Origin of the sequence: Burkholderia sp. AU16482 (assembly GCF_002223285.1) — a bacterium.
GTDB lineage: Bacteria > Pseudomonadota > Gammaproteobacteria > Burkholderiales > Burkholderiaceae > Burkholderia > Burkholderia semiarida.
The window spans coordinates 159953-185764 of sequence record NZ_NKEY01000002.1; the positions used below are offsets into that span (position 1 = coordinate 159953).

Sequence of the window (25812 nt, forward strand, 5' to 3'; positions counted from 1 at the left end):
CGATCACCGCGAGGAGGCCCTTCCATGTCACGCGCCCTGTTCCGTATCGCGCCGCTGCGCGCCGTGCTGCTGCTGTTCGCGGCCGTGTTCCTGCTGGGCGGTTGCGCGGGGTTCACGCGCGAGCCCGTGCGCGTGTCGGTCGCCGGGCTCGACCCGCTCGTCGGGCAGGGCCTCGAGATGCGCTTCAGCCTGAAGTTGCGCGTGCAGAATCCGAACGATGCGCCGATCGACTACGACGGGATCTCGGTCGCGCTCGACCTGAACGGTGCGCCGTTCGCGAGCGGCGTCAGCGATCGGGCGGGCACCGTGCCGCGGTTCGGCGAGGCCGTGCTCGACGTGCCCGTATCGGTATCGGCCTTCGCCGCCGCGCGGCAGGCGTGGAACCTGCCGGGCGCGGCCGCGAACGGCGAGTTGCCGTATGCGCTGCGCGGCCGGCTCGCCGGCAGCGGGCTGGGCGCCGTGCACTTCAACGACGCGGGCACGCTCCGTCTGCCCGCCATGCCGGGGTGGGGCGGCTAGGTCGCCGGGATGCATTCAACGTCGGCTAAATGTGTCGAAAAATTCACCATTTGACAGTCTTTAATGCTTATCCGCGCGAGATCTCGATTTTTGTCGACGCGACCCCTTACACTTGCCGATGTCCGAGGGTCGGACATTCTTTTAGGGGAAATTCATGGCGGCAAAATTCGAGCTCAAGAAGGCCACGAACGGCCAGTACTACTTCCACCTGAAGTCGGCGAACGGCGAGATCATCCTCGCGAGCGAGCGGTACGAGGAGAAAGGCGGCGCGAAAAACGGGATCGCGTCCGTGCGGGAAAATGCGCCGCTGGACGAGCGCTACGAGCGCAAGCTGGCCCACAACGGCGAGCCGATGTTCAATCTGAAAGCAGCGAACCACCAGGTCATCGGTACGAGCGAAACGTACAGCAGCGTGCAGGCACGCGAGAACGGCATCGCGGCCGTCAAGCGCGATGCGCCCGGTGCGGAAACCCACGATCTCGCCTGATCGACGGTTGCGCCGCGACGAATGCCTTCGGGCGGCCGTCGCGGCGCCTGTTTTGCCGGGTCGGGCAAAGCGCGGTATGGTGTGGTCCGCGCGGTGAATTCTCGCCGCCGTTGAAGCCAACCGTAACCGAGTTCGCGTGACCGATTCCCCCGTTTTCCACTGGACCGACGCCGACGGCGTCGATCATGCCGTGCGCTGGCGCTCCGAGGCCGGCGTGCAACCGCCGAAGCGCGCGGTGCCCGCCGACGACCGCCTCACCGCCGACGCGGCCTACCGCCTCGCATGCGAGGGCACCGCGCTCGTCTGGCAGGGCGACTTCCAGAATGCGCGCCAGCTCGTGCAGGCGATGGCGCGCCGCGTCGAACGCAAGCCGAAGAAGGCGAAAGCCGCGGCCGGCGTCGACGCCTTCAATCTGCATCGCCTCGCGCAATCGCAGCGTGCCCGCACGCTCGGCATGTTGCTGATCCCGCTCGACGCCGATTACACGATCCCGCTGCGCCGCGCGCCCGACGTGCGTGCCGCCTGCGAGGAAGCGTACGGCCCCGGCGGCGCGCCGTCGGTCGTGTCGCTGCGCGAACTGCTCGGCCTCGTCGGCGCGCACGAGTGGCGCAAGAAGGGCGTGCCGATTCCGGCGCTCGGCGGCGCGCCGATCCATCCGCACTACGGCGTGTTCTCGCCGGTGCGCGGCGAATACGTCGAGCTCGTCGCGCGCGCGCCGCTGCCGGCGACGTCGCTCGCGTTCGATATCGGCACGGGCACCGGCGTGCTGGCGGCGGTGCTTGCGTCACGCGGTGTCGAGCGCGTCGTCGCGACCGACCAGGATCCGCGCGCGCTCGCCTGCGCGCGCGAGAACGTCGCGCGGCTCGGTCATGCGGGCCACGTCGAGATCGTCGAGGCCGATCTGTTTCCGGCCGGCCGGGCGCCGCTCGTGGTCTGCAATCCGCCGTGGGTGCCGGCCCGGCCGAGCGCGCCGATCGAATACGCGGTCTACGATCCTGACAGCCGCATGCTGCGCGGTTTCCTCGCGGGGCTGGCCGCGCATCTGGAGCGGGGCGGCGAGGGTTGGCTGATCCTGTCCGATTTCGCCGAGCATCTCGGCCTGCGGCCGCGCGAAACCTTGCTGCAATGGATCGACGAGGCCGGCCTCGTCGTGCTCGGCCGCGACGACATCCGCCCCGCGCACCCGAAGTCGACGGACGCCGACGATCCGCTGCACGCGGCGCGCCGCGCCGAGGTCACGTCGCTCTGGCGCCTCGGCGCGCGGGCCTGACCGCGTATTTTCGGTAAACTGTCGCCATTCCTCACGAATTTTCGCCGCCGGGCCGTGGTCGACCGACCGTGGCCCGGCGCCGCTTCACGATGTCGAACAAGACCCACGAAATCCGCCCGGAGCAGTCCGTCGAGCTGCTGAAGGAGCTGCACATCCTCACCCGCGACGGGAAGCTGAACCAGGACAGCCGCCGCAAGCTGAAGCAGGTCTATCACCTGTTCCAGTTCATCGAGCCGCTGCTCGCCGGCGTGCAGGCCGACAAGGGCCACGTGACGCTCGTCGATCACGGCGCCGGCAAGTCGTATCTCGGCTTCATCCTGTACGACCTGTTCTTCAAGCAGCAGCCCGGGCACGGCACGCCGGCGTTCGCGTCGCACGTGTACGGCATCGAGACGCGCGAGGAACTCGTCACGCGTTCGACCGAGCTCGCCGCGCGGCTCGGGTTCGGCGGCATGTCGTTCCTGAACCTGTCGGTTGCCGATTCCATCACGTCGCCGCAACTGCCCGATATGGTCGACGTCGTCACCGCGCTGCACGCGTGCGACACCGCGACCGACGACGCGATCCGCTTCGCGCTCGCGAAGCGCGCGCAGCACATCGTGCTGGTGCCGTGCTGCCAGGCGGAAGTCGCGGGCGTACTGCGCAAGAACAAGGGCAAGTCGCTCGCGAATGCGCTGACCGAGGTGTGGCGCCATCCGCTCCATACGCGAGAATTCGGCAGCCAGATCACCAACGTGCTGCGCTGCCTGCAGCTCGAAGCGCACGGCTACCAGGTCAGCGTGACCGAGCTGGTCGGCTGGGAGCATTCGATGAAGAACGAGCTGATCATCGCGCAGTACAAGAACCTGCCGCGCCGCAGGCCCGGCGAGCGGCTGAACGAGATCCTCGGGATGTTCGGGCTCGCCGAACTGAACGAGCGTTTCTTCGTCGCGCAGGCCGCGGCGGCGGGCGACGCCGCGGCCGAGCCGGCCGAAGGCTGACGGGCGAACGCGCGGCCGGGCGGCCGGGCGGGCATGGCGCCCGCGCCGCGCGCGTTGCACGCCGCACGTTGCACGCCGCGCGTTGCACGCCGCGTCACACGTCATCGCCCGGGCGGCGCATCCATTCGCGCCAGCCTTCGTGGCCGAGGCGGCGCAGCGTTTCCTGATTCTTTTCGTAGATCGCGGACGCGTCCGGGAACGCATCGACCGCGCGCGCGATGCTGTCCTCGCGCAGCAGGTGCAGGATCGGGTAGGGCGCGCGGTTCGTGTAGTTCTCGATGTCGTCGGGTTCGGTGCCGTCGAACCGGTATTGCGGATGGAAGCTCGCGATCTGCAGCACGCCGTCGAGTCGCAACTGCTGCACGAGCCGCTCGGCGAAGAACAACGCATCGTTGTAGTCGACGAAATCGGCGAACGCGTGCGGGTAGATCACGAGCGTCGTGTCGACCTGCTGCGGATCCGCCGCTTCCAGCGCGCGCAGCTCGGTTTCGAGTTCGGCGAGCGCGTCTTCCAGCGTCGTCGCTTCGCTGATCGCGTAGCGCACCTGTTCCTTCACGTAGACGCTTTTCGCGAACGGGCACAGGTTGAGCCCGATCACCGCGCGTGCGAGCCAGTGCCGCGTGGCGGCGAGGATGTCGTCGTGCGAGTCGGGGCGGGTGTCGGTCATCGTGATACCGGTCGGGCGCAAGGGCGAAGAGGGCCGCATTGTAGCGGGCGCGCCGGCGACGAATGCATGCGATCCGTCACGCGCAGGCCGCTTCGATCAACTGCGTGACGAGCGCGGGCGCGGTGCCGATCGGCGTTTCGCCGTGCCGGTAGGTCTGGCTCGCCGCGTAGATGCCTTCGACCACCAGCGCGAGCGCATCGGCCAGCGCCTTCGGTTGCCGCGCGCCGGCGCCTTCGCACAGCGCGACGAGCCGTTTCATCAGCTGCTCCTTGTTCTGCGCGACGCGTTCGCGCGCCGGGTGCGATGCATCCGGGAATTCGGCGGCCACGTTGACGAACGGGCAGCCGCGATAGTCCTTTTGCGTCGCCCGCTCGGCGAGGTCGACGAAATACTGGATCAACTGCGCCTTCGGTTGCCCCGGATGCTTCGCGGCGCTCGTATCGAGCCGCTCGAAGAAGCACGCGTCCATCCGTTCCAGATACGCGAGGATCAGCTCGTCCTTCGACGCGAACTGGCGGTACAGGCTCATCTTGTTGACCCCGGCGCGCTCCACCACCGCCTCGACGCCGACCGTCCGCACGCCTTCCTTGTAAAACAATTCCTCGGCGGCACGCAGCAGGTGTTCCTGCGCGGTGGCGCCGTCGATCGGCCGGCGCGTGCGCCGCGCCGGCGGTTTGGCGACCTCGATGCCCGACATGATGACCCTCGACGACATAATGGATTGCTTGACATGTTACCGACTGGTAACTACGATCGCAACACAGTTGTGACCGGTCGGTAACAATCGCATCCGGATCAACAGACGAATGCCGAGCGTCGGCCTGGGTCAGCCGATGTTGGAATGCGTGGCGGAGGTGGCCTGGTCGGGCGGCGCGGGTGCGATGGCGCCGGCGCCCGCCAACTGGAGAGCGAAGATGAATTGGGCAGTGACACGAATCGGCGGGCGCTTCCATTACGGATGGCTCGCGGCGGCGGTGGTATTCCTGATCCTGCTGGCGGCGGCCGGCACACGCGCGACGCCGAGCGTGCTGATGGTACCGCTCGAACGCGAGCTCGGCTGGAGCCGCGCGGCGATTTCGCTGGCGATCTCGGTGAACATCGCGCTGTATGGCCTGACGGGCCCGTTCGCGGCCGCCGCGATGCAGCGCTTCGGGCTGCGCCCGACGATCCTCACCGCGCTCGTGACGATGGGCGCGGGCGTCGCGCTGTCGTCGATGATGACGCAGAGCTGGCAGATGGTCGTGATCTGGGGGCTGATGGTCGGCTGCTCGACGGGCGTCGTCGCGCTGACGCTGTCCGCGACCTTCGTCACGCGCTGGTTTCATGCGCGGCGTGGCCTCGTGATGGGGATCCTGACCGCGAGCACGGCCACCGGCCAGCTCGTATTCCTGCCGATGCTCGCGGCGATCGCGCAGCGCCATGGCTGGCGGCCGGTCGTGCTGGTCGTCGCGGTGGCGGCCGCGATCGTGATTCCGCTCGTCGCGTTCCTGCTCCCCGAGCGGCCTGCCGACGTGCAACTGCGCCCGTACGGCGAGCCCGCCGATGCGCCGCCCGCGGCCGACACGACGAAGGAGAACCCGCTCGCGGTCGCGTTCCGCACGCTGCTGACGGCGAGCCGCTCGCGCGACTTCTGGCTGCTGTTCTTCAGTTTCTTCATCTGCGGCGCGAGCACCAACGGCTACGTCGGCACGCACCTGATCGCGATGTGCAGCGACTACGGGATGACCGAAGTACAGGGCGCGTCGCTGCTCGCGGCGATGGGCATATTCGACCTGTTCGGCACGACGCTGTCGGGCTGGCTGTCCGACCGTTACGACAACCGCGTGCTGCTGTTCTGGTACTACGGGCTGCGCGGGCTGTCGCTGATCTATCTGCCGCACGCGTTCGGGATCGATTTCTTCGGGCTGCCGCTGTTCGCGATGTTCTACGGGCTCGACTGGATCGCGACCGTGCCGCCTACCGTGCGACTCGCGACCGACGTGTTCGGCAAGGCGGCGGCACCGGTCGTGTTCGGCTGGATCGTCGCCGGCCACCAGCTCGGCGCGGCATTCGCGGCGCTCGGCGCCGGGCTGCTGCGCGCGAGCCTCGGCACCTACACGATCGCGTCGATGATCTCGGGCGGGCTGTGCATCGTCGGGGCGCTGATCGTGTTGCGGATCAACCGCGGTCCGTCGCGCGCGGCCGCGCAGGCAGCCTGATCGCGGTGGATCGACCGGCCGCCTGCACCGCGGCCGGCCATTGCACGCAAGGAGATTTGCATAGCGCGGCAGGATCGGGCGCGCAACCGTTCAAGCAGGTATGCTTGCTGTTCGCCGGGGCGTTCGCGCCCCTTCATCGATGTCAGCGAGGAACCGCATGTCCGTCAAACCTGCTCCCACCACTGTTTCGATTCACGATCTGATCGCGGGCCGCTGGAGCCCGCGCGCGTATTCGGATGAACCCGTCAGCGCCGGCGATCTCCACGCGGTGCTCGAAGCGGCACGCTGGGCCCCGTCCGCGTACAACGCGCAACCGTGGCGTTTCATCGTATTCGATCGCACCCAGGACGAAGACGCGTTCAAGCGCGCGTTCGCGACGCTGGTGCCGTTCAACCAGGGCTGGAATGCGCCGGCGCCAGTGCTCATCGCCGTGACCGCGCACACGCTCACGCCGAAGGGCGAGCCGGCGCCGACCGCGCTGTACGACGCCGGCGCCGCCGCGATGTCGCTGGTGCTGCAGGCGCACGCGCTCGGCCTCGCCGCGCATCAGATGAGCGGTTTCGACGCGAAGGCATTCCGCGACGCGTTCGCGATTCCGGCGGACGTCGCGATCGCGTCGATCATCTCGCTCGGCCACTACGGCAACGTCGACAAGCTCGATCCCGTGCTGCGCGATCGCGAGAAGGCGCCGCGCACGCGCCATGCGATCGGCGAAGTCGTCTACGCGGGTGCTTGGAAGAAGAGCTTCGACGCGGCAGCCTGACCGCGCGGGCGGGCAGGGTGCGTCGCCGCGCATCCTGCCCCGCGCAGGTTCCCCCGGCGCGCCACGCGGCGCGCCGTGGCCGCCGGCGACCGTTGCGCGGCGCCGGCGGCCGGCCCCGGTTGTGATCCCGCGGGCTTCATGTTAAAAAGCCCGTCCTTTCCGTTTTCGCGCCGGCCCTGCTGCGGCAATTTCCCATGACTTACTGCGCGATCGATTTCGGCACGTCCAATTCCGCCGTGGCGCTGCCCGACGGCGATGGCATGCGCCTCGCGCCCGTCGAGGGCGACCACCTGACGCTGCCCACCGCGATCTTCTTCAACAACGACGAAGAGACGGTCGAATACGGCCGGGCGGCGCTGGCCTCCTATATCGACGGTTTCGACGGCCGGCTGATGCGCTCGATGAAGAGCATCCTCGGCTCCCCGCTCGCGGAAACGACGACCGATCTCGGCGACGGCAGCGCGATCGCGTACACCGAAATCATCGCGCGCTTCCTGATGCACCTGAAGCGCAAGGCCGAAGCGTGCGCGGGCGCGCCGGTCGGCCGCGCGGTGCTCGGCCGACCGGTGTTCTTCGTCGACGACGATCCGCGCGCCGACCGCCTCGCCCAGGATCAGCTCGAGGCGGCCGCGCGATCGGTCGGCTTCGCGCACGTTCACTTCCAGTACGAACCGATCGCCGCCGCGTTCGACTACGAGTCGCGCCAGTCGGCGGAGCGCCTCGTGCTCGTGGCCGACATCGGCGGCGGCACGTCCGACTTCTCGCTCGTGCGTGTCGGTCCGGAGCGGATGGCGCGGCTGGAGCGCAAGGACGACGTGCTGGCGCACCACGGCGTGCACGTCGCGGGCACCGACTACGACCGGCGCGTCGAGCTCGCGGCGATCCTGCCCGCATTCGGCTATCGTTCGCTCGACCCGGAAGGGCGCGAGCTGCCGAACAAGATCTACTTCGATCTCGCGACCTGGCACCTGATCAACACCGTCTACACGCCGAAGCGAATCGGCGAGCTGAAGCTGATGAAGCACCTGTATCAGGACGTGCGGCAGTACGACCGGCTCACGAGCGTGGTCGAGCAGCGGCTCGGGCACGCGCTGATGGCGCGGGCGGAAGAAGCAAAGATCGGCGTCGCGGCGGGCGGGGAGACGATGATCGACCTGAACGACGTGGAAGAGGATCTGCAGATCGCGTTCGACGCCGATCGCCTCGTCGAGGCGAGCCGCGACGACACCGCGCGCATCGTCGACGCCGCGCGCGAGACGGTGCGGCTCGCGGGCGTGGCGCCGCGCGATGTCGGTGCGCTGTATTTCACCGGCGGTTCGACGGGGCTCGCGTTCCTGTCGGGCGCGCTCGCCGGCGCGTTCCCGGATGCGCAGCCGGTGTTCGGCGATCGCCTCGCGAGTGTCGCGACGGGCCTCGGCATTCACGCGCAGCGATTGTTCGGCTGAAGGGCGGGCGGCCAAAAGGTCGCCACGCCGGCCGGACGATCGGCGCCCAAAAACAAAAAGCCCCGCCGAAGCGGGGCTTTTTTACACGAATGATCGCGCCAAGCTTAGACCGGACGGATGTTCGCAGCTTGCAGACCCTTCGGGCCCGTCTTCACTTCGAATTCAACCTTCTGGTTTTCTTGCAGCGTCTTGAAGCCTTCGACGCGGATTTCCGAGAAGTGCGCGAACAGATCGTCGCCGCCGCCTTCCGGGGTGATGAAGCCGAAGCCCTTTGCGTCATTGAACCACTTGACGGTACCGGTTGCCATGTTACTTGTTCCTAAAAAGATAAAACGGGGCCGAAGCCCATGGGGTGCGGAAAATCAAGGAAGGGGTAATAGGACCAACCGGAGTACCGTTGATGGGCGAACTACGAAAGAACCAATTCACTCGCCACTTGAAATCCTGCGAAGTCCTTTATACGGCTAATCCGTCTGACGGTCAACCGTATTCCCATGCTATCAGGGTTATTGCGGAGATCAGGTTTACAAAGCTTGCAAGCGATGCGAATTTTTTGTAGGGGCCGATCGATTTTGGCGCCACGTTTAAGGTGCAACCGTTAAACTACGCGCCGCGTGGACGGGTTGCCCCGATCGGGCAACCGTCCCCCCAAGAATGCGTGCGCGGTGCAGTCCGAGCCGATCCCGGACAGCAGGCCGACCATGCTTTTTGAGACACAGGAGAGGATGTGAAGAGTTCTATTCAACGGAACATCGGCCCGTTTGCATTGATGCTGACGGGGCTGGGTTCGATTATCGGCTCGGGCTGGCTGTTCGGTGCCTGGAAAGCCGCGAAGATCGCCGGTCCGGCGGCGATCTGCGCCTGGATCATCGGCGCTGTCGTCATTCTCGCGATTGCGCTGACGTATGCGGAACTGGGCGCGATGTTCCCCGAGTCGGGCGGCATGGTGCGTTACGCGCGCTACTCGCACGGTTCGCTGGTGGGTTTCATCAGTGCATGGGCCAACTGGATCGCGATCGTATCCGTGATCCCGATCGAGGCCGAAGCGTCGATCCAGTACATGAGCACGTGGCCGTATCCATGGGCGCACGCGCTGTTCGTGAACGGCGAGTTGACGACCCCAGGCCTGCTGCTGTCGGCCGTGCTGGTCGTCATCTACTTCATGCTCAACTATTGGGGCGTCAAGGCGTTCGCGCGGGCGAACACCGCGATCACGATCTTCAAGTTCCTGATCCCCGGCCTCACGATCCTCGGCCTGATGCTGACGAGCTTCCATTCGGAGAACCTCGGTACCGCCTCCAACGCGAGCTTCGCGCCGTACGGCTGGTCGGCCGTGCTGACCGCGGTCGCGACGAGCGGCATCGTGTTCGCGTTCAACGGCTTCCAGAGCCCGGTGAACCTGGCAGGTGAAGCGCGCAATCCGTCGCGCAGCGTGCCGTTCGCGGTGATCACGTCGATCCTGCTCGCGCTCGTGATCTACGTGCTGCTGCAGATGGCCTACATCGGCTCGGTGAACCCGGCCGACGTCGCGAAGGGCTGGGCGCACTTCGACTTCTCGTCGCCGTTCGCGGAACTCGCGATCGCGCTGAACCTGAACTGGCTCGCGATCCTGCTGTACGTCGACGCGTTCATCAGCCCGAGCGGCACCGGTACGACCTACATGGCGACGACGACCCGCATGATCTACGCGATGGAGCGCAACAACACGATGCCGAAGATGTTCGGCAACGTGCACCCGATCTACGGCGTGCCGCGTCAGGCGATGTGGTTCAACCTGCTCGTGTCGTTCATCTTCCTGTTCTTCTTCCGCGGCTGGAGTTCGCTCGCGGCGGTGATCTCGGTCGCGACGGTGATCTCGTACCTGACGGGCCCGATCAGCCTGATGGCGCTGCGCCGCGCGGCGACCGACATCGAGCGTCCGCTGTCGATTCCGCTGATGAAGCTGATCGCCCCGTTCGCGTTCGTGTGCGCGTCGCTGATCCTGTACTGGGCGAAGTGGCCGCTGACGGGCGAAATCATTCTGCTGATGATCGTCGCGCTGCCGGTGTACTTCTACTTCCAGGCGAAGTCGGGCTGGACCGGCTGGGGTGCCGACCTGAAGGCCGCGTGGTGGCTGGTCGCGTACCTGCCGACGATGGCCGTGCTGTCGCTGATCGGCAGCAAGGAATTCGGCGGCTACGGCTACCTGCCGTACGGTTGGGACATGCTGATCGTCGCGGCGATCTCGCTGGTGTTCTACTTCTGGGGCGTGAATACCGGTTACCGGACCCAGTATCTCGACGAGCGCGAGTCGCACGACGAGATTCTCGAAGGCGTCGGTGTCTGACGCCCGGCCTGCCGCCGGATTCGGCGGCGGCAGGACGCAGTGAAAAAAGCCCGTCCGAGCGATGCTCGGACGGGCTTTTTGCTGGCCGGCGGTCGCGCCGCCGTCCAGGTTCAGGCGCCGGCGTTCGCGAACACGTAGTTCGTCATCGCGAGCACGCGCTGGTAGGTGCCGAGCGACTGGATGCCGAGCCGGTAGTCGTCGTCCGCCGCACCGAGTGCCGTGAAGACCGGCAGCAGGTGCTCGTCGGTCGGATGCATCAGCGCCGCGTGCGGTGCCTGCCGGCGGTAGTCGAGCAGCGCGTCGACGTCGCGCGACGCAAGTTTCGCCTCGAACCAGTCGGTGAATTCCGCGACGCGCGGGTCCGCGTCCTCGGGCGCCGCGCCGAAGTCGGCGGCGCGCAGGTTGTGCGTGATCTGGCCCGAGCCGATCACCATCACGCCTTCGTCGCGCAGCGGCCGCAGCGCGCGGCCGAGCGCGAAGTGATGCGCGGCGTTCGCGCGCGGCTGGATCGACAACTGCGCGACCGGCACGTCGGCTTCCGGAAACATCAACAGCATCGGCACCCACGCGCCGTGATCGAGGCCGTGCTCGGTCGTCGCGGTCGCGATGCCGGCCGCGTTCAGCAGGGCGGCCGCGTGCTCGGCGACGTCGGGGGCGCCCGGCGCCGGATAGCGGATGTCGTACAGCGCCTGCGGGAATCCGTAGAAGTCGTGAATCGTGTCGGGACGCGCGGCGACGCTCGCGACCGGCTGTTGCGTGCCCCAGTGCGCGGACAGCATCAGCACCGCACGCGGGCGCGGCAATTCGGCGCCGAGGTGCGTGAACGCGCCGGACGGCAGCGTCGGGTCGATCGGCAGCGTCGGGGCGCCGTGAGACAGGTACAGCGAAGGCAAGCGGTTCATGATGGTAACCTGCAAAAGGGTTTGCCGCTGACTATAGGCGCGTACCGTGCATTGATAAATTGGTGTTCCGGAATTTGATTGACGCCTGAGCGTTGATAATTGCGTCGAGGTCCGGCTTTCGGGTGCCAGTTCGCATCGGATCGCGTGAAATAGAAGGCGTTGCGGTGTGGATCGGCGGAAATGCGCGCTGAAGAGGCGTAACTTACTGCGCGTGCCGGATGCCGGCCCACGGCGTCGTTTGCGGAGCGCTGAGCGCGAACAGGTCGAGGACACGCGTGACGGTCTGGTCGACGAGTTCCTCGATCGTCTTGGGCATCGCGTAGAACGCGGGCAGCGGGGGAAACACGATGCCGCCCATTTCGGTGACGGCGGTCATGTTGCGCAGATGGGCGAGGTTGAACGGCGTTTCGCGCACCATCAGCACGAGACGGCGGCGCTCCTTCAGCGTGACGTCCGCCGCGCGCGTGATCAGGTTGTCGGACAGCCCGTGCGCGACGCTCGCGAGCGTCTTCATCGAACAGGGCGCGATTACCATGCCGTCGGTCGCGAACGAGCCCGACGCGATCGTCGCGCCGACGTCGCGCACCGAATGCACGACGTCCGCACGGCCTTCGACGTCGGCCTTCGGCAGCTTCAGTTCATGCTGGATGTTGAGCCAGCCGGCGTTCGAAATCAGCAGGTGCGTTTCGACGCCGCCGGCGGCGCGCAGCAGGTCGAGCAGCCGCACACCGTAGATCGCGCCGGTGGCGCCGGTGATCGCGATGATCAGCCGGCGTGGCGGCGCGCTGGGAGATGCCATCGAAAAGGGGGCGGGTGCCGCGCGTCAGGCGGCGGCGAACAGTTGCTGCAGTTCGCCCGACTGGTACATCTCCATCATGATGTCCGAGCCGCCGATGAATTCGCCCTTCACGTAGAGCTGCGGGATGGTCGGCCAGTTCGAGAATGCCTTGATGCCCTGGCGGATTTCGTCGTCCTCGAGCACGTTGACCGTCTTGAACTGGTCGACGCCGCAGGCCTTCAGCACCTGCACGGCGCGGCCCGAGAAGCCGCACATCGGGAATTGCGCGTTGCCCTTCATGAAGAGCACGACCTGGTTTTCGTCGACGATTTGCTTGATACGTTGTTGGGTGTCCATGACTGACCTTGCGTTTGCGGGGCGTTAGATCGAAATGATAGCGGATTTCAACCGGGCGGGCCGGCCATCAGCCCGGCCGGCGGCCGCCGGTCGTGCGTTCGATGGCGGCGAGATCGGCGCGCGATTCCACCGCGACGAAGCCGTGCGACGCCAGGATCGCGCGGACGGCTTCGGCCTGGTCGTAGCCGTGCTCGATCCACAGCGTGCCGCCCGGTTTCAGACAGGCGCCGGCGCCCGCGACGATCGTGCGGATCGCGCTGAGGCCGTCGGCATCGTCGGTGAGCGCGCCGCGCGGCTCGAAACGCAGGTCGCCCTGCGCGAGGTGCGGATCGTGCTGCGCGATGTACGGCGGGTTGCTGACGATCGTATCGAACGCGAGCGCCGGATCGAGCGCCGCGTACCAGTCGCTCTGCAGCCAGTGCAGCGGGCCGCCGGGGCGGTGCGCGCCGAGCAGCTTGTCGGCGTTGCGTTGCGCGACCGCGAGCGCGGCCGGCGAACGGTCGAGCGCCCACACGCGCGCGTCGGGGCGCTCGGCCGCGATCGACACGGCGATCGCGCCGCTGCCGGTACCGAGATCGAGCACGGCCGCATGCGGCAGCCCGTCGATCGCATCGAGCGCCGCTTCGACGAGCAGCTCGGTCTCGGGGCGCGGGATCAGCACGTCGGGCGTCACGTCGAACGCGCGGCCGAAGAACTCGCGCATCCCGACCAGTTGCGCGACGGGCTCGCCGGCGACGCGGCGCGCTTCGAGCGCGCGGTAGCGTTCGACCGCGGCCGCGTCGAGCGGCGCGTCGCCGCGCGTGATCAGTTGCGTGCGGGTCCAGCCGAGCGCGTGCGCGAGCAGCACGCGTGCATCGACCGGGTCGAGCGGCGAGGCGCGCAGCAGGGCGTCGGCGGTGGCGTCGGACATCGCGGCCTCAGTCGGCGTCGCCGAGCGACGCGAGCAGCTCGGCCTGATGCTCGGTGACGAGCGCGCCGATCAGTTCGTCGAGATCGCCGTCCATGATCGCCTCGAGCCGGTACAGCGTCAGGTTGATCCGGTGGTCGGTCATCCGGCCCTGCGGGAAGTTGTACGTGCGGATTCGCTCCGAGCGGTCGCCGGAGCCGATCAGGCTCTTGCGCGTCGCGGCTTCCTTCGCGTGCTGCTCGTGATACTGCTTGTCCTTGATGCGCGCGGCGAGGACCTTCAGCGCGCGATCCTTGTTCTTGTGCTGCGACCGGTCGTCCTGGCACTCGACGACGATCCCGGTCGGGATGTGCGTGACGCGCACCGCCGAATCGGTCTTGTTGATGTGCTGGCCGCCCGCGCCGGACGCGCGGAACGTGTCGATGCGCAGGTCGGCCGGATTGATCTCGACCTCGCCGATCTCGTCGGCTTCCGGCATCACGGCGACCGTGCACGCGGATGTATGGATGCGCCCCTGCGTCTCGGTGGCCGGCACGCGCTGCACGCGATGGCCGCCCGATTCGAACTTCAGACGCGAATACGCGCCCTGGCCGGCAATGCGTACGATCACTTCCTTGTAGCCGCCGAGATCCGACGGGCTTTCCGACATCATCTCGACCTGCCAGCGCTGGCGTTCCGCGAAGCGCAGGTACATGCGCAGCAGGTCGCCCGCGAACAGCGCCGATTCGTCGCCGCCCGTGCCCGCGCGGATTTCGAGGAAGATGTTGCGGTCGTCGTTCGGATCCTTCGGCAGCAGCATCTTCTGCAGCTCGGTCTCGAGGCGCGCCATGCCCTCGCGCGCGCTGCGGATTTCGTCTTCCGCGAAATCGCGCATCGACGGATCGGCGAGCAGTTCCTGCGCGGCCGTTTCGTCGCTGCGCGACTGGCGCCATAACGCGTATTGCTCGACGACCGGGCCGAGTTCCGCATGTTCGCGCGTCAGCTTGCGGTACTGGTCGAGGTCGGCCGTGACGTTCTCGCGGCTCAGCAGGTCGTTGAGTTCGGCCAGCCTGGTGGAAAGCTGGTCGAGCTTGCGTTGCATGCTCGTCTTCATGGTGTGGAGCGGCGCTCCCGGGCAAGGGGTATTCGGAAAGGATAGGCCGGCGGCGGGACAACGGCCGACGGCGGCAGGGCGACCGGGCGGCGCTAGTGGCCGGACTGGTCGTTCGAGCGCGGCGCGTGCTGGTAGAAGCCGCGCATCAGGTCGATCAGCGAATCGCGATCGGCGCCGTTGACGCGGTTGAGCGCGCTCGTCGGACCGTGGATCAGCTTGTTGGTCAGCGCCTGCGACAGTGCTTCGAGCACGGCGGCCGGATCGTCCCCGCGCGCGAGCAGCTTCTGTGCCTTCTCGACTTCGGCCCGGCGCAGCGCGTCGGCCTGCGTATGCATGTGACGGATCACCGGCACGACGCTGCGCGTGTCGAGCCATTGCATGAAATTCTGCACGCGCGTCTCGATGATCGCCTCGGCTTGAGCGACCGCGGCCTGGCGCGACGCGTTGCCTTCGCGCACGATCGCGCCGAGATCGTCGACGGTGTAAAGGAACACGTCCTTCAGCTTGCCGACTTCGGGCTCGATGTCGCGCGGCACCGCGAGGTCGACCATGAAGATCGGCCGGTGGCGGCGCGCCTTCACCGCGCGCTCGACCGCGCCGAGGCCGATGATCGGCAGCGTCGATGCGGTGCACGACACGATGATGTCGAATTCGTGCATGCGGGTAGGCAGATCCGCCAGCGGCATCGCGCGGCCGTTGAAGCGTTCGGCGAGCCGCTGGCCGCGTTCGGCCGTGCGGTTCGCGACGACGAGCTCGCGCGGACCCTGCGCGGCGAAGTGCGTCGCGCACAGCTCGATCATCTCGCCGGCGCCGATGAACAGCACGCGCTGATCCGACACCTTTTCGAAGATCCGTTGCGCGAGGCGAACCGCGGCGGCGGCCATCGACACCGACTGCGTGCCGATTTCGGTCGTGCCGCGCACTTCCTTGGCCACCGCGAACGTGCGCTGGAACAGCTGGTTCAGATAGGTGCCGAGCGCGCCGGCTTCCGTCGCGGTGCGAACGGCGTCCTTCATCTGGCCCAGAATCTGGGTTTCGCCCAGCACCATCGAGTCCAGGCCGGACGCGACGCGGAACGCGTGCCGGACCGCTTCCGACTGCGGCAGCGCATAGACGTGCGGCGCGAGCTCGTCGACCGGGATCCGGTGATACTCCGACAGCCAGCGGACCGCGCCTTCGCGGGCCGCGCGATCGTCGGTCGCGCAATACAGTTCGGTGCGGTTGCAGGTGGAGAGGATCGCCGCTTCGGGCGTATTGGGCGCCTGCGGGCCGAGAAACACGTTCTTGAACGTGGCGAGAGCCGGCTTGATTTGCTCGAGCGGAAACGCCACGCGTTCGCGCAGGGCGACAGGCGCAGTGTGGTGGTTGATTCCGATCGTGAGGAGTTGCATATCGAGGGCTATCGTTTAGCCCCATATTATAGCGTTTCGGTGATTTCCTCACTCGCTGCGTACCGGCCATCGGCGTGGCGGGGCCGTGAATTTGGGGGTTCGATCGGCACGCGGTCGAGCTGATAGCCGAAGCCGTAGAGCGGCAACAGCCGGTAGCCGCGCTCCGGAAGCAGTTGCAATTTGCTGCGCAGCCGGGACGCGTGCGTGTCGAGCGTGCGCGACTTCATGTCGCGGCGGCGCCCCCACACCGTTTCGAGGATATGGGCGCGCGACACGGGCCGCGACACGTTCGTGAGCAGCAACTGCGCGAAACGGAACTCCTTCGGCGTCAGTGAAACGATTGCGTCGCCGAAACGCACGAGGCAATGCGTGGCGTCGAATGCGTATTCGCCATACATTTCGCGCGAGCGGGCGGGTGCGCGGCGTACGCCGGCGCGCCGGCTCAGCGCGTTGACGCGCGCGAGCAACTCGGGCCCGCTCACGGGGCGCACGAGACAATCGTCGGCGCCCGCGTGCAGGCACGAGACGATTTCGCTCTCGCGCGCCGACGGCATCACGGCGATGGCCGGCAACCCGGGCAGGACCGCTTGCGCGCGCGGAATGACTTCCTGCGCCGGCTGGTCGCCGGCCCAGTGGCCCGTGACCAGCATGTCGCAGGTGTTGTCGGCGGCGAGCCACGCGAAGAATGTGGCGCTGGACGCAAATGCGTGACACACGTGACCGCCCGCGAAGAGCAGGCGGTTCAGGAGTGCGGCATGGCGCGACTCGGGATCGATCAGAGCGATTCGCATGAGAATTTCTTCAATACGGCAGCAGGCGCGCGCTTGCCATAACGTCGAGTCGGCCCCTACACTCGAACGTTCGCGGCGCCCGGTTGGTCTCGGGTTCGATGAATGAATCGATGCTAGCCGCTGGCAACGTTCACGCCTATGGGACGAATCTGAATTTATAGAAGGCGTCGAATGAACTGGTTTGGAATCCTTGTCCTGGGAGCGGCCGTCGGGCTGTTCGGCCGCTGGCTGCACCCGATGCGGCGCACGGCCCGGCCGGCGTGGTGGATCGCGGTGCTCGTCGGCATCGTGGGCGCGGCCGCCGCCCGCATGGTCGGCAATCTCTCGGGACTGTTTTACGATGGCGAGACGCTCGAATGGCCGGTCTGCACCGGCGTCGCGTTCGTCGCCGTAGCCGTGACGGTCGCGTTGTCGGCCCGTCGCTGAATGCTCTCAGGTGAAATCATGAATGCCCGTCTCCCCGAAGTCTCGCCGGTGCCGGCCCGCCTCGCGCTGCTGCGCGGCGCCATGGCCCGCGAGAATCTGGCCGCCTATCTCGTGCCGTCCGCCGATCCCCATCTGTCCGAATACCTGCCCGAACGCTGGCAGGCGCGCCGCTGGCTGTCCGGCTTCACGGGTTCGGTCGGCACGCTGGTCGTGACCGCGGATTTCGCGGGGTTGTGGGTCGACAGCCGCTACTGGGTGCAGGCCGACGCCGAGCTGGCGGGCACCGGCGTGCAGCTGATGAAGATGACGGGCGGGCAGCAGAGCGCGCCGCACGTCGACTGGCTCGCGCAGAACGTGGCGGCGGGCGCGACGGTCGGCGTCGACGGCGCCGTGCTCGGCGTCGCGGCCGCGCGCGCGCTGACGGCCGCGCTGAGCGCGCGCGGCATCGCGCTGCGTACCGACGTCGACCTGCTCGACGCGATCTGGCCCGAGCGGCCCGGGCTGCCCGGCGATGCGGTTTTCGAGCACGTGGCGCCGCAGGCGGACACGACGCGCGCGAGCAAGCTTGCCGAAGTGCGCCGCGCGATGCACGCGCAGGGCGCGCAATGGCACTTCGTGTCGACGCTCGACGATCTCGCGTGGCTGTTCAACCTGCGCGGCGCCGACGTCAACTTCAATCCGGTGTTCGTTGCGCACGCAATGATCGGCGCCGATCGCGCGACGCTGTTCGTCGCCGACGGCAAGGTGTCGCCGGCGCTGGCCGCGTCGCTCGCGCAGGATGGCGTCGACGTCCGCGCCTACGACGCCGCGCGCGCGGCGCTCGCGGCGCTGCCCGACGGCGCGACGCTGCTGATCGATCCGCGCCGCGTGACGTTCGGCACGCTCCAGGCCGTGCCGGCCGGCGTGAAGCTCGTCGAGGCCGTGAATCCGTCGACGTTCGCGAAGTCGCGCAAGACGTCCGCCGAGATCGAGCACGTACGCGTGACGATGGAGCACGACGGCGCCGCGCTTGCCGAATTCTTCGCGTGGTTCGAACAGGCGGTCAATCGCGAGACGATCACCGAGCTGACGATCGAGGAGAAGCTCACGGCCGCGCGCGCCCGGCGCCCCGGCTATGTGTCGGCGAGCTTCGCGACGATCGCCGGCTTCAACGCGAACGGCGCGATGCCGCACTACCATGCGACGCGCGAGTCGCACGCGACGATCGCCGGCGACGGCCTGCTGCTGATCGATTCGGGCGGCCAGTACGTGACGGGCACGACCGACATCACGCGCGTCGTGCCGGTCGGCACCGTCAGCGACCTGCAGCGGCGCGATTTCACGATCGTGCTGAAATCGATGATGGCGCTGTCGCGCGCCCGCTTCCCGCGCGGCATCCGCTCGCCGATGCTCGACGCGATCGCGCGCGCGCCGATGTGGGCGGCCGGCCTCGACTACGGCCACGGCACCGGGCATGGCGTCGGTTACTTCCTGAACGTGCACGAGGGCCCGCAGGTCATTTCGCACTATGCGCCCGCCGAGCCGTACACGGCGATGGAAGAGGGGATGATCACGTCGATCGAGCCGGGCGTGTACCGTCCGGGCCAGTGGGGCATCCGGATCGAGAACCTGGTCGTGAACCGGGCGGCCGGGCAGACGGAATTCGGCGATTTCCTCGCGTTCGAGACGTTGACGCTGTGCCCGATCGACACGCGCTGCGTGCTGATCGAGATGCTGCACGACGAAGAGCGCGCGTGGCTGAACACGTATCACGCGACGGTGCGCGAGCGCGTCGGCCGGCACCTGAGCGGCGACGCGAAGGCGTGGCTCGACGCGCGCACGCAGCCGATCTGACGCAACGTGCGGCAACGGCCGGATCGCGATTCGGCAACGATCGAACGACGGCCGGACGATAACAGCGAGGGAAGGCAATGACGGACACCGCGGTGATCGTAATCGACATGCAGCGCGGGCTGGTGGAGCGGGCGCAGCCCGCGTACCGGCTCGACGACGTGGTGTCGGGCATCAACCGGTTGACGGCGGCGGCGCGCGCGGCGAACGCGCCGGTGTGCTTCGTGCAGCACGACGGCGACGCGGACGACGACATCGTGCCCGGCACGCCGGGCTGGGAACTGCATGCGGGGCTGGTCGTCGGTCGAGCCGACTGGCGCGTGCGCAAGCAGGCAAGCGATGCGTTTCACGATACGCCGCTCGCGGCGCAGCTCGATCGCCACGGCATCCGTTCGGTGCTGATCTGCGGCTATGCGACCGAGTTCTGCGTCGATTCCGCCGCGCGCCGTGCCGCGCTGCTCGGCTACCGGACGACCGTCGTGTCCGACCTGCACACGACGAACGAGCGCGCCCATCTGTCGGCGGCGCAGATCGTCGCGCACCACCACTTCATCTGGAACAACAATTCGCTGTCCGGCAGCGCGGTGACGCCGCGGCCGCTCGCGGACGTGCTCGCCACGGAGTTCGCATGACGATCAAGGCAGTGGTGTTCGATTTCGGTGGCGTGCTGATCGACTGGAGCCCCGAGTACCTTTACCGTGAGCTGATTCCCGACGATGCCGAGCGCCGCTGGTTCCTCACGCACGTGTGCGCGATGGACTGGGTGGTCCGCCAGGACGGCGGGCAGACGATCGAGGAAGGCACGGCCGAACTCGTCGCGAAGTTTCCGGAGCACGAGGCGCTGATCCGCGCGTTCTACGCGCGCTGGCACGAGATGATCGGCGGCGTGCTGGAGGAGGGCGCGGCGCTCGTCGACCGGCTGGACGCGCAGCGGATGCCGCTGTTCGGGCTGACCAACTGGTCCGCGCAGACGTTTCCGTATGCCTGGGACAACTTCCCGGTGCTGCGCCGGTTCAAGGACATCGTCGTGTCGGGCCGCGTGAAGCTCGTGAAACCCGATCCGGCGATCTACCGCGAGATGCAGGCACGGATCGAACCGCACCTGCCCGGCATCGCACCGCACGAGCTCGTGTTCATCGACGACAACGCGCACAACGCGGCGGCCGCGACGGCGCTCGGCTGGCATGGCATTCATCACACGAGCGCGGCGGCGACCGAGGCGCGGCTGCGCGAACTGGGCGCGCTCGCGTAAGCGTCGGGGCGAGCGCCGGGCGGGATAAAGAAAGCGGGCCATGAGCCCGCTTCTTCGTTGTGCCGTGCCGGTTGCGGCCCGCTTCGGCGCCGGCCCCGCGTGAGCGCGGCGCCGGTTGCCTGGGCCGCGCCGCTCAGCGGCTGATCGGCTTGTAGCGCAGACGCTTCGGCTTCGCGGCTTCCTCGCCGAGGCGCGCACGCTTGTCGGCTTCGTACTCCTGGTAGTTGCCGTCGAAGAACGTGACCTGCGAATCGCCTTCGAACGCGAGGATGTGCGTCGCGATCCGGTCGAGGAACCAGCGATCGTGCGAGATCACCATCACCGAACCCGCGAATTCGAGCAGCGCGTCTTCCAGCGCGCGCAGCGTTTCGACGTCGAGGTCGTTCGACGGTTCGTCCAGCAGCAGCACGTTGCCGCCCGAGATCAGCGTCTTCGCGAGATGCAGGCGGCCGCGCTCGCCGCCGGACAGGTTGCCGACGATCTTCTGCTGGTCGCCGCCCTTGAAGTTGAAGCGGCCGATGTACGCACGCGACGGCGTTTCGTACTTGCCGACCGTCAGCACGTCGGCGCCGCCCGAGATTTCCTCGAACACCGTCTTCGACCCGTCGAGCGCGTCGCGGCTCTGGTCGACGTACGCGAGCTTCACCGTCGGGCCCATCACGACTTCGCCCGAATCCGGCTGTTCCTTGCCGGTCAGCATCTTGAACAGCGTCGACTTGCCGGCGCCGTTCGGCCCGATGATGCCGACGATCGCGCCGGCCGGAATCTTGAAGCTCAGGTTGTCGATCAGCAGGCGGTCGCCGAACGACTTGCTGACGTTCTTGAACTCGATCACTTCATTGCCGAGGCGTTCGCCGGCCGGAATGAAGATTTCCTGCGTTTCGTTGCGCTTCTGGTATTCCTGGCTGCTCAGTTCCTCGAAGCGGGCGATACGCGCCTTCGACTTCGCCTGACGGCCCTTCGGGTTCTGGCGCACCCACTCCAGTTCCTTCTTGATCGCCTTCTGGCGTGCCGATTCCGACGCTTCTTCCTGCTTCAGGCGCTCTTCCTTCTGGTCGAGCCAGCTGCTGTAGTTGCCCTTCCACGGAATGCCGTGGCCGCGGTCGAGTTCGAGAATCCATTCGGCCGCGTTGTCGAGGAAGTAGCGATCGTGCGTGACCGCGACGACGGTGCCCGGGAAGCGCACCAGGAACTGCTCGAGCCAGTCGACCGATTCGGCGTCGAGGTGGTTGGTCGGTTCGTCGAGCAGCAGCATGTCGGGCTTTTCGAGCAGCAGCTTGCACAGCGCGACGCGGCGCTTTTCACCGCCGGACAGGTGCTCGATCTTCGCGTCCCACGGCGGCAGGCGCAGCGCGTCGGCCGCCACTTCGAGCTGCTGCTCGGGGCTGCCGCCGTCGCTCGACGCGAGGATCGCCTCGTACTTCGCCTGCTCGGCCGCGAGCGCGTCGAAGTCGGCGTCCGGTTCGGCGTAGGCCGCGTAGATTTCTTCCAGCTTCTTGTTGGCCTGGAACAGGTCGCCGAGGCCTTCCTCGACGGCTTCGCGCACGGTCTTCGTCGGATCGAGCTGCGGTTCCTGCGGCAGGTAGCCGATGTTCAGGTTCGGCATCGGCGTGGCTTCGCCCTCGATGTCCTTGTCGACGCCCGCCATGATGCGGATCAGCGTCGACTTGCCCGAGCCGTTCAGGCCGAGCACGCCGATCTTCGCGCCGGGAAAGAACGACAGCGAGATGTCCTTCAGGATCTGGCGCTTGGGCGGCACGATCTTGCCGACCCGGTTCATCGTGAAAACGTATTGGGCCATTTCGGTGTGAAAGTCAGAAGTGGTTGAGACGGCCGCGCAGCGCGCGCGGGCGTGGCGGCGTCGGGTGATTCGGTACGGAGCGTGCCGCGCGGGGCGCGGCGGTGCGAGCGCGTATTGTACTTCGCTGCGGGCTGCCGCTGGCACGGCGCAGGCCATTCGGCCGACCCGCGCTCACAGCCACGCGGCGACGCCGCCGTGCCCCGAGCACGTGCCGCGCCGGTGGCGGCTGAAGCTGTACGTGCCGTCGCGGCAGCGTGCGCTCGCGCCGTCCGGCACGCGGCCCGATTTCGAATGCGCGGGCGCATGCACGGTTTCGCCGTCGCGGTTGCGATACGTGTCGTGACGGTCGAGATCGGCTTCGTTGCCGTGGCCGGGCGACGCGCGATAGGCATGTGCCGGCGTGGGTAACGCGGCGCCCGCGGCGAAGAGCGCGGCGGACAGGGTCGCGACGTGTGTCGCGCGGCGGAGCAGGGCACGCATGGTCTCTCTCGTTCCGTTCGTTGTTATCGATACCGGGCGATGTCGAGCCGACCGCCCGCGCCGCATGTTAGCGGATCGGCGCCGTGGCGCCGCGCGACGCTACGCCGCGCCGGACATCGACGCCGCGCCGTCGGTCTGCGCGGCATCGAGAATCCACCGGCGGAACGCCGCAACCTTCGGCCGTTCCGCATGATGCGGCGGATAGACGAGGTAGTACGCGAAATCGTCGAGCCATGCGGTATCGGCAAGCTGCACGAGCCGGCCGCTCGCCAGCTCGCCGCGCACCATCGCGGCCGGCAGCAGCCCGGCGCCCTGGCCCGCGACGAGCGCCTGCAGCAGCAGGCCCGAATCGTCGAACGCGGGGCCGCGCGGCGGGCCGAAATCGTCGATCCGCTGCGCGCCGAACCAGATGTGCCAACCCTTGCGTTCGGCGTCGTGCAACTGCGGCCAGCCGACGAGCGCGGCCGGTGTCGCCGGCATGCCGAGCCGCGCGACGAGTTCGGGCGACGCGAGCGCGACGATTTCCACCGTCAGCAGGCGTTCGCTGCACAGCCCGATGTAACGCCCGAGGCCGTGGCGGATCGCGACGTCGACGCCGTCGCGCGCGAAATCCGCGAGCGCGTGGCTCGTGACGACCTGAAGGTCGACGTCCGGGCAAGCCTGCCGGAACTGCGCGAGGCGCGGGACGAGCCACGCGGACGCGAAGAACGGCGTGACGCTCACCGTCAGCACGCCGCTGTCGGCGGCGCCCGACACGCGCTGCGACGCATCGGCGATCTGCCGGAACGCGTTGCGCACGGGCGGCAGGTAGTCGCGGCCGGCGGCCGTCAGCAGGATGCCGCGGTTCACGCGCTCGAACAGTTGCACGCCGAGATGCGTCTCGAGCACGCGGATCATCTGGCTCACCGCGCCCGGCGTGACCGACAGCTCCTCGGCCGCCGACTTCACCGACAGGTGGCGGGCCGCGGCTTCGAAGGCGCGCAGTGCGTTGAGCGGCGGCAGGCGGGAACGATTCATTCAGTTTTTCTAAAGCGAAAGGTCGACGAAATATCGTTTGAGGCGGCGCGTGCGCGCGAGTACCGTTGATGCATCGGATCGCTGTTTTGCGGCTGCCTGTCGACAGTCGATGCGGTCAACATAGTTCAACTATATCCATGGGGCAACCCGGCTGCCGCGCGGCGGCCGGTCGAATCTCAGAGGAGCATCGTCATGAACCGCCCGGGCGCGTCGCGCCTTTTCTACGGCTGGTACGTGGTGGCGGCCGCGTTCGCCGTCACGTTCGTCGGATTCGGCAGCGCGTATACGTTCAGTGCGTTCGTCGAGTCGTTGCAGCGGGATTTCGCCGCGTCGCGCGGCCAGATCTCGCTCGTGTTCTCGCTCGCCGGCTTCCTGTACTTCGGCTTCGGCATCGTCAGCGGGCCGCTGGCCGATCGTTTCGGCTCGCGACGGCTCGCCGTCGCCGGGATGCTGCTGACCGGCGCGGGGCTCGCGGCCGCCGGCGCGGCGCATACGCTGCTGCAAGTCTATGTCGCGTACGGGCTCGGTGTCGGGTTCGGCGTGGGCAGCGCGTACGTGCCGGCCGTCGGTGCGGTGCAGCGCTGGTTCGTGCGCCGGCGCGGGTTCGCGTCGGGGCTCGCGGTCGCCGGGATCGGCGTCGGCACGCTGGTGATGCCGCCGCTCGCGTCCGCGCTGATCGCGCAGGTCGGCTGGCGCGGCGCGTACTTCACGCTGGCCGCGCTCGTGATCGTCCTGGGAGCCGGCATGTCGCTGCTGATCGAGAACGATCCGCGCAGGCGGGGATTGCTGCCGGACGGCGACGCACCCGGCGGCGGCAGTCGGGATGCCGCTGCTGCGTCGACCGGTGCGAACGTGCATGCCGGCGCGACGGTCCGCGAAGCCGTCACGTCGCGGCCGTTCGCGAGCCTGTACGCGGCCTGCCTCGTCTGCTCGTTCGGCGTGTTCGTCCCGTTCGTTCACCTCGTGCCGTACGCGCTCGATCATGGCGTCGCGCCGTCGACGGCCGTGCTGCTGCTCGGCGCGATCGGCGTGGGCAGCACGGCCGGCCGCTTCTTCCTCGGCGGCCTCGCCGATCGCTTCGGCCGCCGCGCATCGCTGCTCGCGATGTTCGCCGGCATGGCCGTCGCGCTCGTCGCATGGGCGGGCGCCGGCACCGTCGCGACGCTGGCCGCGTTCGCACTCGTGTTCGGCGTGTTCTACGGCGGCTGGGTCGCCGTGCTGCCGGCCGTCGTGATGGACTATTTCGGCGGGCGCAACGTGAGCGCGATCATCGGCATTCTGTACACGAGCGTCGCGTTCGGCACGCTGATCGGGCCGGCCGCCGCCGGCTTCATCTACGACGCGGGCGGCGGCTATCTCGTGCCGATCCTCGCGAGCGCCGCCGCGAATGCGATTGCGTTCGCGATCGTCGCAACCACTGGGCGTGCGCCGGCCGCCGCGCGTGCGACCGGCGCATAGCGCCGCGCGGCTGGGCGTGTCGCGCGGTTTCCGGTAGGGTAGCCGGACCGTCAACCATCGGCGTACGGTCGGGGAGGCATCGTGACATTCGACGAAGTCCGGCAGATCGCACTGGCATGGCGCGGCGTCGAGGAAGGCACGTCGTACGGCACGCCCGCGCTCAAGGTGAAGGGCAAGCTGCTCGCGCGGCTGCGCGAGGACGGCGACACGCTCGTCGTGAAGGGCGTCGGCCCCGACGAGCGTGCATGGCTGATCGAGTCGGCGCCCGACGTGTACTACGTGACCGATCACTATGTCGGCTGGCCGATCGTGCTGGTGCGCCTGTCGGCCGCGCGCCCCGACGCCGTGAAAAAACTGCTTCTGCGCGAATGGCTCGCGATCGTGCCGGCGAAGTGGCGGGACGAAGCTGCCCGCGACGCGAACTGAATGGCGCGCCCCGCGCTCGAGCCGGCGCCGGAACCAATCAAACCTTGCATCGGTGCGTATCGATGCAATGAGTGGTTCCATCGAAATTCCTCAATTGGTTCTTAGTGAAGAACCGTTTGGTGCTTACACTCCTTCGCTTCGAAGGCGGCTGACGACAGCCGACGGAACGGGCGTACGCGATGCGCCGGCGCTTGGCGCGCCGCATCGCACCCGCAGCTTCGCAGACTGCGCGGACGACCCCACCGGAG

The 25812-nt window shown here is 67.9% G+C and carries 27 protein-coding genes; 14 read left to right on the plus strand and 13 right to left on the minus strand.

Going from position 1 to position 25812, the window contains the following annotated elements:
- Positions 1-24 precede the first annotated feature (24 nt).
- From CFB35_RS02065 to CFB35_RS02080, 4 genes are all read left to right on the plus strand, one after another.
- Positions 25-519 carry an LEA type 2 family protein gene (locus CFB35_RS02065; RefSeq protein WP_059577128.1) on the plus strand — a complete coding sequence of 165 codons (495 nt, stop codon included), beginning with the start codon at positions 25-27 and terminating at the stop codon, positions 517-519.
- Positions 520-673: 154 nt separating this feature from the next.
- Positions 674-1006 carry a YegP family protein gene (locus CFB35_RS02070; RefSeq protein WP_059577125.1) on the plus strand — a complete coding sequence of 111 codons (333 nt, stop codon included), beginning with the start codon at positions 674-676 and terminating at the stop codon, positions 1004-1006.
- 136 nt (positions 1007-1142) lie between these two features.
- The gene (locus CFB35_RS02075) at positions 1143-2276 is read left to right on the plus strand and encodes a class I SAM-dependent methyltransferase (RefSeq protein ID WP_089464507.1); all 1134 of its coding nucleotides are present in this window, start codon (positions 1143-1145) and stop codon (positions 2274-2276) included.
- 89 nt (positions 2277-2365) lie between these two features.
- Positions 2366-3256 carry an SAM-dependent methyltransferase gene (locus CFB35_RS02080; protein ID WP_089464516.1) on the plus strand — a complete coding sequence of 297 codons (891 nt, stop codon included), beginning with the start codon at positions 2366-2368 and terminating at the stop codon, positions 3254-3256.
- A gap of 94 nt (positions 3257-3350) precedes the next feature.
- Here the strand turns inward: CFB35_RS02080 and CFB35_RS02085 are convergent, their stop codons facing one another.
- Together CFB35_RS02085 and CFB35_RS02090 are read right to left on the minus strand one after the other, a co-directional pair.
- Positions 3351-3923 (minus strand): DUF1415 domain-containing protein, encoded by a 573-nt coding sequence (locus CFB35_RS02085; protein ID WP_089464508.1) that lies wholly within the window; start codon positions 3921-3923, stop codon positions 3351-3353.
- A gap of 76 nt (positions 3924-3999) precedes the next feature.
- Entirely contained in the window at positions 4000-4620 is a 621-nt protein-coding gene (locus CFB35_RS02090) for a TetR/AcrR family transcriptional regulator (RefSeq protein WP_059640109.1), read from the minus strand.
- A gap of 217 nt (positions 4621-4837) precedes the next feature.
- Here CFB35_RS02090 and CFB35_RS02095 point away from each other — a divergent pair, with 217 nt between their 5' ends.
- The 3 genes from CFB35_RS02095 to CFB35_RS02105 all read left to right on the plus strand — a co-directional run bounded on the left by CFB35_RS02095 (position 4838) and on the right by CFB35_RS02105 (position 8329).
- A complete protein-coding gene (locus tag CFB35_RS02095; protein ID WP_059577114.1) occupies positions 4838-6121 on the plus strand; it encodes an MFS transporter in 1284 nt (427 codons plus the stop codon).
- A gap of 157 nt (positions 6122-6278) precedes the next feature.
- Positions 6279-6884 (plus strand): nitroreductase family protein, encoded by a 606-nt coding sequence (locus CFB35_RS02100; RefSeq protein ID WP_089464509.1) that lies wholly within the window; start codon positions 6279-6281, stop codon positions 6882-6884.
- Between the two features lie 194 nt (positions 6885-7078).
- Positions 7079-8329 carry an Hsp70 family protein gene (locus CFB35_RS02105; protein ID WP_089464510.1) on the plus strand — a complete coding sequence of 417 codons (1251 nt, stop codon included), beginning with the start codon at positions 7079-7081 and terminating at the stop codon, positions 8327-8329.
- Positions 8330-8433: 104 nt separating this feature from the next.
- Here CFB35_RS02105 and CFB35_RS02110 read toward each other — a convergent pair whose 3' ends face one another.
- Complete coding sequence (locus tag CFB35_RS02110) at positions 8434-8637, minus strand: cold-shock protein (RefSeq protein WP_006477070.1); 204 nt, start codon at positions 8635-8637, stop codon at positions 8434-8436.
- Between the two features lie 419 nt (positions 8638-9056).
- Between CFB35_RS02110 and CFB35_RS02115 the strand changes: the two genes are divergently transcribed.
- A complete protein-coding gene (locus CFB35_RS02115; RefSeq protein WP_059577105.1) occupies positions 9057-10655 on the plus strand; it encodes an APC family permease in 1599 nt (532 codons plus the stop codon).
- A 110-nt stretch (positions 10656-10765) separates the two neighbouring features.
- On the opposite strand, the gene CFB35_RS02120 is transcribed toward CFB35_RS02115, so the two are convergent.
- From CFB35_RS02120 to CFB35_RS02150, 7 genes are all read right to left on the minus strand, one after another.
- The gene (locus tag CFB35_RS02120) at positions 10766-11557 is read right to left on the minus strand and encodes a class III extradiol ring-cleavage dioxygenase (protein ID WP_059577102.1); all 792 of its coding nucleotides are present in this window, start codon (positions 11555-11557) and stop codon (positions 10766-10768) included.
- Between the two features lie 202 nt (positions 11558-11759).
- Positions 11760-12356, minus strand: a complete 597-nt coding sequence (locus CFB35_RS02125; RefSeq protein ID WP_059577100.1) for a UbiX family flavin prenyltransferase — start codon at positions 12354-12356, stop codon at positions 11760-11762.
- Between the two features lie 24 nt (positions 12357-12380).
- Entirely contained in the window at positions 12381-12692 is a 312-nt protein-coding gene (gene grxD, locus CFB35_RS02130) for a Grx4 family monothiol glutaredoxin (RefSeq protein WP_006477066.1), read from the minus strand.
- Positions 12693-12759: 67 nt separating this feature from the next.
- Positions 12760-13602, minus strand: a complete 843-nt coding sequence (gene prmC, locus CFB35_RS02135; protein ID WP_059577097.1) for a peptide chain release factor N(5)-glutamine methyltransferase — start codon at positions 13600-13602, stop codon at positions 12760-12762.
- A gap of 7 nt (positions 13603-13609) precedes the next feature.
- On the minus strand, positions 13610-14692 hold the full coding sequence (prfA, locus tag CFB35_RS02140) for a peptide chain release factor 1 (RefSeq protein ID WP_059577095.1): 1083 nt from the start codon (positions 14690-14692) through the stop codon (positions 13610-13612).
- Between the two features lie 92 nt (positions 14693-14784).
- The gene (hemA, locus tag CFB35_RS02145; protein WP_059577092.1) at positions 14785-16083 is read right to left on the minus strand and encodes a glutamyl-tRNA reductase; all 1299 of its coding nucleotides are present in this window, start codon (positions 16081-16083) and stop codon (positions 14785-14787) included.
- 26 nt (positions 16084-16109) lie between these two features.
- Entirely contained in the window at positions 16110-16874 is a 765-nt protein-coding gene (locus CFB35_RS02150) for a response regulator transcription factor (protein WP_059577089.1), read from the minus strand.
- 171 nt (positions 16875-17045) lie between these two features.
- On the opposite strand from CFB35_RS02150, the gene CFB35_RS02155 reads away from it, so the two are divergent.
- The 4 genes from CFB35_RS02155 to CFB35_RS02170 all read left to right on the plus strand — a co-directional run bounded on the left by CFB35_RS02155 (position 17046) and on the right by CFB35_RS02170 (position 20382).
- Positions 17046-17300, plus strand: coding sequence for a hypothetical protein (locus tag CFB35_RS02155; protein WP_059577086.1), 255 nt, complete (start codon positions 17046-17048; stop codon positions 17298-17300).
- A gap of 18 nt (positions 17301-17318) precedes the next feature.
- Positions 17319-19133 carry an aminopeptidase P family protein gene (locus tag CFB35_RS02160; RefSeq protein WP_059577083.1) on the plus strand — a complete coding sequence of 605 codons (1815 nt, stop codon included), beginning with the start codon at positions 17319-17321 and terminating at the stop codon, positions 19131-19133.
- 77 nt (positions 19134-19210) lie between these two features.
- A complete protein-coding gene (locus tag CFB35_RS02165; RefSeq protein WP_059577080.1) occupies positions 19211-19762 on the plus strand; it encodes a cysteine hydrolase family protein in 552 nt (183 codons plus the stop codon).
- Positions 19759-20382, plus strand: a complete 624-nt coding sequence (locus CFB35_RS02170) for an HAD family hydrolase (protein ID WP_059577077.1) — start codon at positions 19759-19761, stop codon at positions 20380-20382. The genes CFB35_RS02165 and CFB35_RS02170 overlap by 4 nt, the downstream gene beginning before the upstream one ends.
- Before the next feature lie 133 nt (positions 20383-20515).
- Here CFB35_RS02170 and ettA read toward each other — a convergent pair whose 3' ends face one another.
- The 3 genes from ettA to gcvA all read right to left on the minus strand — a co-directional run bounded on the left by ettA (position 20516) and on the right by gcvA (position 23680).
- Positions 20516-22183 (minus strand): energy-dependent translational throttle protein EttA, encoded by a 1668-nt coding sequence (gene ettA / locus CFB35_RS02175; RefSeq protein ID WP_006494122.1) that lies wholly within the window; start codon positions 22181-22183, stop codon positions 20516-20518.
- A gap of 171 nt (positions 22184-22354) precedes the next feature.
- Positions 22355-22663, minus strand: coding sequence for a DUF3761 domain-containing protein (locus tag CFB35_RS02180; protein WP_059577075.1), 309 nt, complete (start codon positions 22661-22663; stop codon positions 22355-22357).
- A gap of 99 nt (positions 22664-22762) precedes the next feature.
- Positions 22763-23680: a transcriptional regulator GcvA gene (gene gcvA / locus CFB35_RS02185; RefSeq protein WP_089464511.1), complete on the minus strand. Its 918-nt coding sequence runs from the start codon at positions 23678-23680 to the stop codon at positions 22763-22765.
- Positions 23681-23872: 192 nt separating this feature from the next.
- On the opposite strand from gcvA, the gene CFB35_RS02190 reads away from it, so the two are divergent.
- Both CFB35_RS02190 and CFB35_RS02195 read left to right on the plus strand, forming a co-directional pair.
- Positions 23873-25138: an MFS transporter gene (locus CFB35_RS02190; RefSeq protein ID WP_059577069.1), complete on the plus strand. Its 1266-nt coding sequence runs from the start codon at positions 23873-23875 to the stop codon at positions 25136-25138.
- Between the two features lie 81 nt (positions 25139-25219).
- On the plus strand, positions 25220-25564 hold the full coding sequence (locus CFB35_RS02195; protein WP_059577066.1) for an MmcQ/YjbR family DNA-binding protein: 345 nt from the start codon (positions 25220-25222) through the stop codon (positions 25562-25564).
- The last annotated feature ends 248 nt before the right edge of the window (positions 25565-25812 follow it).